1 pseudogene is annotated in these 589 nt (G+C 48.4%); it reads left to right on the top strand.

From position 1 onward, the window contains the following. A pseudogene (locus tag KIV40_RS32420) lies at positions 1-589 on the top strand (mannitol-1-phosphate 5-dehydrogenase); the annotation flags it as partial.

Here is a 589-nt window from a genome sequence, read left to right as displayed (position 1 = left end):
TGAACATCATCGCGGCAGAGAACATGGTTCGTGGTACTAGCCAACTTAAGGCGGCTGTGCTTGAGCATCTATCTGATGAGATGAAGGCGTTCACTGAAGAGAACATCGGTTTCGTTGATTCAGCGGTAGACCGTATCGTTCCACCGGCAGAAGCGGGTGAGACAGATCCTCTGGCGGTAACGGTTGAAACATTCAGCGAGTGGATTGTAGACGAGACTCAATTCAAAGGTGAGATTCCAAACATCCCAGGTATGGAATGCACAGATAACCTAATGGCATTTGTTGAGCGTAAGCTATTCACACTGAACACGGGTCACCTAGTAACAGCTTACCTTGGTGTATTGGCTGGTCTTGAGACAATCAAAGACTCTATCGAGAACGATGAAATCCGTGCGCAAGTAACGGCGACGATGGAAGAAAGTGGTGCCGTTCTAATCAAACGCTACGGCTTTGCTCCAGAAGCTCACGCAGCTTACATCCAGAAGATTCTGGGTCGTTTTGCAAACCCATACCTACGTGATGAAGTGGACCGTGTTGGCCGTCAACCAATCCGTAAACTGAGCCCACAAGATCGTCTAGTCAAACCATT

Source organism: Vibrio sp. D173a, from assembly GCF_030248475.1.
This window is presented reverse-complemented; position numbering and strand designations above follow the sequence as displayed.